5 protein-coding genes and 1 pseudogene are annotated in these 7,898 nt (G+C 68.7%); 5 read left to right on the top strand and 1 reads right to left on the bottom strand.

Features of this window, described 5'->3' with window-relative positions; translation table 11 throughout:
- Nucleotides 1-934, bottom strand: a pseudogene (locus ACILRF_RS12920) (hypothetical protein); the annotation flags it as partial.
- Nucleotides 935-1,053: 119 nt separating this feature from the next.
- Between ACILRF_RS12920 and ACILRF_RS12915 the strand changes: the two are divergent.
- From ACILRF_RS12915 to ACILRF_RS12895, 5 genes are all read left to right on the top strand, one after another.
- Nucleotides 1,054-1,596, top strand: coding sequence for a GNAT family N-acetyltransferase (locus ACILRF_RS12915; protein WP_395673518.1), 543 nt, complete (start codon nucleotides 1,054-1,056; stop codon nucleotides 1,594-1,596).
- A 186-nt stretch (nucleotides 1,597-1,782) separates the two neighbouring features.
- Nucleotides 1,783-2,982: an ADP-forming succinate--CoA ligase subunit beta gene (sucC, locus tag ACILRF_RS12910; protein ID WP_395673516.1), complete on the top strand. Its 1,200-nt coding sequence runs from the start codon at nucleotides 1,783-1,785 to the stop codon at nucleotides 2,980-2,982.
- Nucleotides 2,983-3,861, top strand: a complete 879-nt coding sequence (gene sucD, locus ACILRF_RS12905) for a succinate--CoA ligase subunit alpha (RefSeq protein WP_395673514.1) — start codon at nucleotides 2,983-2,985, stop codon at nucleotides 3,859-3,861.
- A 91-nt stretch (nucleotides 3,862-3,952) separates the two neighbouring features.
- Nucleotides 3,953-6,904 carry a 2-oxoglutarate dehydrogenase E1 component gene (locus ACILRF_RS12900; protein ID WP_395673512.1) on the top strand — a complete coding sequence of 984 codons (2,952 nt, stop codon included), beginning with the start codon at nucleotides 3,953-3,955 and terminating at the stop codon, nucleotides 6,902-6,904.
- 47 nt (nucleotides 6,905-6,951) lie between these two features.
- Nucleotides 6,952-7,898 (top strand): 2-oxo acid dehydrogenase subunit E2 (locus ACILRF_RS12895; RefSeq protein WP_395673510.1); only part of this gene is annotated, 947 nt, incomplete at its 3' end.

Here is a 7,898-nt window from a genome sequence, read left to right as displayed (position 1 = left end):
CGCCGGGATCCGCCGACACGCAGCGGTTCGACGCCTTGCGGATCGGGTTCTCGGCGGTCGGCCGCGGCAGGGTCGGGCGCGGCTGCGCGACCGGCGGCTTGGCTTTCACCTTCACCGCCGCCTTCTCGACCTTGACCGCGCGGGCCTTGGCGAGCCGCTCGACCTTCGCCTTCGGTTTGCGCAGGTCGGCCAGCTTGCTCTTCGCCTTGGACGCCGCCGCCTTGGTCGCCTTGGCCATCTGCCTCGGCTTGGCCTTGGGCCGGGCCTTCGGTTCGGCCTTGGCCAGCTTCGGTTTCTCCTTGCCCTTGGCCTTCTCGCCCTTAGCCTTCTCGATCTTGGCGAGCCTCGGCTTGTCGGCCCTCGTCGCCTTGGGCTTTTCCGTCTTGGCTTTGACGACCTCGGACTTCGCCTTGGCCTTCTGCGTCGGCTTCCCGGGCTCGATCTTGCGAGCCTCGATCTTGCGAGCTTCGACCTTGCGGGCCTCGACCTTCTTCGGGACCGGCTTGGCGACGATGACCGGCTCCGGCTCGACGACCACCGGCTTGACCGCCTGCACGCGCACGAGGCCGGCCGGCGGGCGGGTCGGGGCCAGGTCGGGGGGCTCGGCGGGCGCGGCCTCGACCGGCGGCGGCGCGACCATCCGGGCCGGCGGCGCGGCGCGGGTGATCGCCGGCAGAACCTCCAGCGGGGCGCCGACCGGCCCGGGACCGTCGTCGACGACGATCTCCAGGGTTCGCGCCTGCACCGGGGCCATCGGCCTCTGCGCCTTGACGATCGGCAGCGGCCGGCGCTCGTGCTCGGCCGGCCGCGCCCACAGGCCGGCGCCGACGCCTAGCGCGCAGGCGCCGACCACGCCGGCCAGCAGAAGCCGGCCGCCCGGACGCGCCGGAGCCACGATGTCGTTGGCAGTCTGCTCGGACGGATTTTCCGTCATAGGGGGCTTGTCCTCGCCGGTCCGGACCCCCGATGGTCGAGGTGCAAGCTTCGCCGGCCGCGCCCACGGCTGACGAAGGACCACCCCGACCTCTCTCCCGCCGCCACAATGAGGCCAAAATGCCCGCCGCGCCATCGCCTCTCCTTGAGACAGATCGCCTCATTCTGCGGCCGCCCCAGGCCGAGGACTTCGAGCCCTGGGCCGCCTTCGCCGCCGACCCGGAGGCCGCGCGGTTCATCGGCGGGACCCAGCCGCGCGCCATCGCCTGGCGGGCGCTGTGCACCATGGCCGGCGCCTGGACAATCCGCGGCTTTGCGATGTTCTCGGTGATCGAAAAGGCCACCGGCCGCTGGGTCGGCCGCCTCGGCCCCTGGCAGCCGGAGGGCTGGCCGGCCCCGGAGGTCGGCTGGGGCCTGGCCCGCGAGGCCTGGGGCAAGGGCTATGCGACCGAAGGCGCGGCCGCGGCCATGGACTACGCCTTCGACGTGCTCGGCTGGACTGACGTCATCCACTGCATCGACGCCGAGAACGCCGGCTCGCGCGGCGTCGCCCAGCGCCTGGGCTCGACGCTCAAGGGCGAGGCGATGCTGCCGCCGCCGCTGTCGGAGCCCTGCCAGGTGTGGGGCCAGAGCCGTGAGCAATGGCGGGCCCGGCGGCGCTAAGACCGCCATCTCGCGGAGCCAACAGAACGCCGTTCGCCCGTTGCGGCGCAGTCGGCGCCTTCGTCAGAGGCTCGCGCGGTGTTTTTGCCGGTGGCCGGCCAGACGCGGTTGTCACCAAAAAGGGGGCCTCCTATAAGGCCCGCGTGTTCGTCAGCCAGACGAACGAACTCACAGCCCCACGGCCTCATGAACATTCACGAACACCAAGCGAAAGCCGTCCTCTCGGAGTTCGGCGTTGCGGTTCCGCGCGGCTACGCCGCCTTCTCGGTCGAGGAAGCGGTCCAGGCCGCTGAGAAGCTCGGCGGTCCGGTGTTCGTGGTGAAGTCCCAGATCCACGCCGGCGGCCGCGGCAAGGGCCGCTTCGAAGGCCTGGCCGCCGAAGCCAAGGGCGGCGTGCGGGTGGCCAAGAGCGCCGCCGACGTCAAGACAAATGCCGAGGAGATGCTCGGCCGGGTGCTCGTCACCCACCAGACCGGCCCGCGCGGCAAGCAGGTCAACCGCCTCTACATCGAAGAAGGCGCGGACATCGCCAAGGAATTCTACCTGTCGCTGCTGGTCGACCGCGAGACGAGTTGGGTCTCGGTCGTCGCCTCGACCGAAGGCGGCATGGACATCGAGGAAGTCGCCCACGACACCCCGGAGAAGATCGTCACCTTCTCCATCGATCCGGCTACCGGCGTCTTCCCGCACCACGCCCGGCGCCTGGCCAACGCGCTCGGCCTGACCGGCGGCCTCGCCAAGGAAGCCGCGACCCTGCTGACCCAGCTCTATACGGCGTTCCTGGCCAAGGACATGTCGATGCTGGAGATCAACCCGCTGATCGTCACCGGCGACGAGCATCTGCGCGTCCTGGACGCCAAGGTGTCGTTCGACTCCAACGCCCTCTTCCGCCACCCCGACATCTTCGCCCTGCGCGACGAGAGCGAGGAGGACCCGAAAGAGATCGAGGCCTCCAAGTACGACCTCTCCTACATCGCCCTCGACGGCGAGATCGGCTGCATGGTCAACGGCGCCGGCCTGGCCATGGCGACCATGGACATCATCAAGCTCTACGGGGCCGAACCGGCCAACTTCCTCGACGTCGGCGGCGGCGCCAGCAAGGAGAAGGTCACCGCGGCCTTCAAGATCATCACCGCCGACCCCAACGTGAAGGGCATCCTGGTCAACATCTTCGGCGGCATCATGCGTTGCGACATCATCGCCGAGGGCGTGGTCGCGGCGGTCAAGGAAGTCGGCCTCAAGGTGCCGCTCGTCGTCCGACTCGAAGGCACCAATGTCGAGCTGGGCAAGAAGATCATCAACGAGAGCGGCTTGAACGTGATCGCCGCCAACGACCTCTCGGACGGCGCCGAGAAGATCGTCCAGGCTGTCCGGGGGGCTGCGTAAATGTCGATCCTTATTGGTAAGGACACCCGCGTCATCTGCCAGGGCCTGACCGGCAGCCAGGGCACCTTCCACACCGAACAGGCCATCGCCTACGGGACGAAGATGGTCGGCGGCGTCACCCCGGGAAAAGGCGGGCAGACCCACATCGGCCTGCCGGTGTTCAATTCCGTCGAGCAGGCGGTGCGTGAGACCGGCGCCGAGGCGTCCGTGATCTACGTGCCGCCGCCGTTCGCCGCCGACTCGATCCTCGAGGCGATCGACGCCGAGGTGCCGCTGATCGTCTGCATCACCGAGGGCATCCCGGTGGCCGATATGATCAAGGTCAAGCGCGCCCTGGCCGGCTCGAAGTCGCGGCTGATCGGCCCGAACTGCCCCGGCGTGCTGACGCCGGGCGAGTGCAAGATCGGCATCATGCCGGGCAACATCTTCAAGAAGGGCTCGGTGGGCGTTGTCTCCCGTTCGGGGACGCTTACCTATGAGGCCGTGTTCCAGACTAGCCAGGTGGGCCTTGGCCAGACCACCGCCGTCGGCATCGGCGGCGACCCGGTCAAAGGCACCGAGTTCATCGACGTCCTGCAGATGTTCCTGGACGACCCCGAAACCGAGTCGATCATCATGATCGGCGAGATCGGCGGCTCGGCCGAGGAAGACGCGGCTGAATTCATTAAAAATTCAGCAACCAAGAAGCCTATGGTCGGATTCATCGCGGGACGCACGGCGCCGCCTGGTCGGCGCATGGGTCACGCGGGCGCGATCATCTCCGGCGGCAAGGGCGGAGCCGAAGACAAGATCGCCGCGATGGAAGCCGCGGGCATCCGCGTCTCGCCGTCGCCGGCGAAGCTCGGCGAGACCCTGGTCGAGGTGCTGAAGGGCGCCTGAGACATTATTTTTGTGTGGGCGGTCCGCGCTCGGCTCCTAGTTCAGAAGCTCCGCGGCCTCCCTGGAAGCGGATGACCTGGGAAGCGGTGACATGGCGGACGACGCGGGTCTGATCAACGAAGTGCTGGCCGAGACCTCCTTCCTCTACGGCGGGAACGCGGCCTTCGTCGAAGACCTCTATGCGAAATGGGCGGCGAACCCTGGCTCGGTGGAGCCGTCCTGGGGCGCCTTCTTCGCCACCTTGGCCGACGGCGCGGCCGATGCCGCCCGTGCGGTCGCAAAGCCCGCCTGGACCAAGCCCGCCGCCCCAGCCGCCCGCGCCGAATGGCTGTCGGCCATCGACGGCCTGTGGCCGGCCGTCGAAGCCAAGGCCGGCGCCAAGATCGCCGCCCGCTCGCCCGGCGCCTCGCAGGAAGAGATCCGCGCCGCGACCCTGGATTCCCTCCGCGCCATCATGATGATCCGCGCCTACCGGATGCGCGGCCACCTGAAGGCCAACCTCGATCCGCTCGGCATCGCCACCACGCCGGGCGACGCCTCGGAGCTGGACCCGGCCAACTATGGCTTCTCGGAGGGCGACTTCGAGCGGCCGATCTTCCTCGACAACGTTCTGGGCCTTGAGACCGCCACCCTGCGCGAGATCCTCGAGATCCTGCGCCGGACCTACTGCGGCAACGTCGGCGTCCAGTACATGCACATCTCCGACCCGCGCGAGAAGGCGTGGCTGCAGGAGCGCATCGAGGGCCGCGACAAGGAGATCGTCTTCACCAAGGAAGGCAAGGTCGCGATCCTGAAGAAGCTGATCGAGGCCCAGGGCTTCGAACAGTTCCTGCATCGCCGGTTCCCGGGCACCAAGCGCTTCGGCTTGGACGGCGGCGAGGCGATGGTCCCGGCGCTGGAACAGATCATCAAGCGCGGCGGCGCGCTGGGCATGAAGGACGTCATCATCGGCATGCCGCATCGCGGCCGCCTGAACGTCCTCGCCGCGGTGATGGGCAAGCCCTACCAGGTCATCTTCCACGAGTTCCAGGGCGGCTCGTCGCTGCCCAGCGACGTGGAAGGCTCCGGCGACGTGAAGTACCATCTCGGCGCCTCGTCGGACCGCGAGTTCGACGGCAACTCCGTCCACCTGTCGCTGACCGCCAACCCCAGCCACCTCGAGATCGTCAACCCGGTCGTGATCGGCAAGGCGCGGGCCAAACAGGCCTTCACCCTGCGCGAGAACCCCAAGGCTGGCCGCGCCCACGTGCTGCCGCTGCTGCTCCACGGGGACGCCGCGTTCGCGGGTCAGGGCGTGGTCGCCGAATGCTTCGCGCTCTCGGGTCTCAAGGGCTATGGCGTCGGCGGCACCATGCACTTCGTGGTGAACAACCAGATCGGCTTCACCACCAGCCCGAAGAACTCCCGCTCCTCGCCCTACCCGTCCGACGTCGCCCTGATGGTCGAGGCGCCGATCTTCCACGTGAACGGCGACGACCCCGAGGCCGTCACCTTCGCCGCCAAGGTCGCCACCGAATACCGGCAGCTGTTCGGCAAGGACGTCGTGGTCGACATGTTCTGCTACCGCCGGTTCGGCCACAACGAGGGCGACGATCCGACGATGACGCAGCCCTTGATGTACGCGAAGATCAAGGACCACCCGTCGGTGCGCGATCTCTACGCGACCCGCCTGGAGCAGGAGGGCGTCGCCACCCGCGCCCAGATCGACGGCTGGATCGAGGAGTTCAACACCTTCCTCGACCGCGAGTTCGACGCCGGCAAGGCCTACAAGGCCAACAAGGCCGACTGGCTGGACGGCAAGTGGTCCGGCATGAAGCTGCCCGACGGCGACATCCGCCAGCCGACCGGCGTGGCGCTGGCCAAGCTGCAGGACCTCGGCCGCAAGATCACCACCGTTCCCGAACGGATCACCGTCCACAAGACCGTCGAGCGGGTCATCCAGGGCCGCCGCGACGCGATCGACAAGGGCGAGGGCCTCGACTGGGCGACCGCCGAGCACCTGGCCTTCGCCACCCTGCTCGACCAGGGCTATCCGGTGCGCCTGTCCGGCCAGGACAGCGTCCGCGGCACCTTCACCCAGCGCCATTCCGGCGTGATCGACCAGAAGACGGAGGAGGTCTACTTCCCCCTCCGCAACCTGGGTCCCGGCCAGGCCCACTTTGAGGTGCTGGACAGCGCGCTCTCGGAAGAGGCGGTGCTCGGCTACGAGTACGGCTTCTCGCTGACCGACCCGAAAACCCTGACGCTGTGGGAAGCCCAGTTCGGCGACTTCGTGAACGGCGCCCAGGTGGTCATCGACCAGTTCATCTCGTCGGGCGAGCGCAAGTGGCTGCGGATGAGCGGCCTGGTGATGCTGTTGCCGCACGGCTACGAGGGCCAGGGTCCCGAGCACTCCTCGGCCCGCCTGGAGCGCTTCCTTCAGGCCTGCGCCGAAGACAACATGCAGGTCATCAACCCGACGACGCCGGCCAACTACTTCCACGCCCTGCGCCGTCAGCTGCTGCGTGAATTCCGCAAGCCGCTGATCGTCATGACCCCCAAGAGCCTGCTGCGCCACAAGCGCTGCGTGTCGAACCTCTCGGACCTGGCGGACGGCTCGTCCTTCCACCGGGTGCTGGTCGACGGCGCCGAGGCCGGCTGCGAGGTCGGCGGCGTTCAGCTGAAGCCCGACGCTCAGATCAACCGCGTCCTTCTCTGCTCGGGCAAGGTCTACTACGACCTGGTCGAACAGCGGGCCAAGACCGGCCGCGACGACGTCTATATCCTGCGCCTCGAGCAGTTCTATCCCTGGCCGCTGAAGTCGCTGTCCAACGAGCTGAAGCGGTTCAAGAACGCCGAGCTGCTGTGGGTCCAGGAAGAGCCGAAGAACATGGGCGGCTGGCAGTTCGTCGACCCGTGGCTGGAGCTGACCCTGGAGCGCCTCAACGTGAAGGCCAAGCGCGCCCGCTACGTCGGCCGCCCGGCCTCCGCCTCCACCGCCGCCGGCCTGATGAGCCGGCACCTGAAGGAACTCGAAGCCTTCCTCACCGAGGCCTTCGCCTGAACCCGACGCCGAACCACCGCTGACGCAAGAGAAGGAACGCATCCCCCATGGCCGACATCATGACGCCAGCGCTGGGCGAATCCGTCACCGAAGCCACGGTGGCCCGCTGGACGAAGAAGGCCGGTGATGCGGTCCGCAAGGACGAGATCCTCGTCGAGCTGGAGACCGACAAGGTCAGCCTGGAAGTTGCGGCCCCGGCCGACGGCGTGCTCGCCGAGATCGCCGCCGACGAAGGCGCGACCGTGACCCCGGGCGCTGTCCTTGGCCGGGTGACCGAAGGCGCCGCAGGCGCCGCACCGGCCCCCAAGGAGGCGCCGAGGGCCGCCCCCTCGTCCAACCCGCCGCCGGTCCCGGCCGGCGAGCTGCAGCCCGAGCCGACCCCCGGCAAGGCGCCGCCGACCTCGGCCCCGCTGCCGAACCTCGAGCCCAGCGCCAAGGCCAAGTCCGAAGCCGTGCTGGCCCCCTCGGCCCAGCGCATCGCCGCCGAGAACAACCTCGACGCCGGCGCCATCGCCGGCACCGGCAAGGGTGGCCGGGTGACCAAGGGCGACGCCCTGGCCGCCCTCGAAGCCCGCGCCTCGACCCCGGCTCCCGCCGCGGCGCCGTCGGCGCCGCGCGCCATCCACGAGCGCGAAGAGCGGGTGAAGATGACCCGCCTGCGCCAGACCATCGCTCGCCGCCTGAAGGAAGCGCAGAACGCCGCCGCGATGCTGACCACCTTCAACGAGGTGGACATGAGCGGCGTCATGGCCCTCCGGAACCAGTACAAGGACGTCTTCGAGAAGAAGCACGGCGTGAAGCTCGGCTTCATGGGCTTCTTTGTCCGCGCGGTGATCCACGCCCTGAAGCAGACGCCCGAGGTCAACGCCGAGATCGACGGCCAGGACATCATCTACAAGAACCACTACGACATCTCGGTCGCCGTCGGCACCGAGAAGGGTCTGGTGACGCCGGTCGTCCGCGACGCCGACGCCATGAGCCTGGCCGAGATCGA

Origin of the sequence: Phenylobacterium sp., assembly GCF_044236515.1 — a bacterium.
In the GTDB taxonomy this organism is placed as follows: domain Bacteria; phylum Pseudomonadota; class Alphaproteobacteria; order Caulobacterales; family Caulobacteraceae; genus Phenylobacterium.
Note: the sequence above shows the minus strand (reverse complement) of the source record. Positions and strands in the feature narration are given on the sequence as shown.

Coding starts and splice junctions, on each gene's coding strand:
- ACILRF_RS12915 (WP_395673518.1), top strand. CDS start 1,054: ATGCCCGCCGCGCCATCGCCTCTCCTTGAGACAGATCGCCTCATTCTG.
- sucC (WP_395673516.1), top strand. CDS start 1,783: ATGAACATTCACGAACACCAAGCGAAAGCCGTCCTCTCGGAGTTCGGC.
- sucD (WP_395673514.1), top strand. CDS start 2,983: ATGTCGATCCTTATTGGTAAGGACACCCGCGTCATCTGCCAGGGCCTG.
- ACILRF_RS12900 (WP_395673512.1), top strand. CDS start 3,953: ATGGCGGACGACGCGGGTCTGATCAACGAAGTGCTGGCCGAGACCTCC.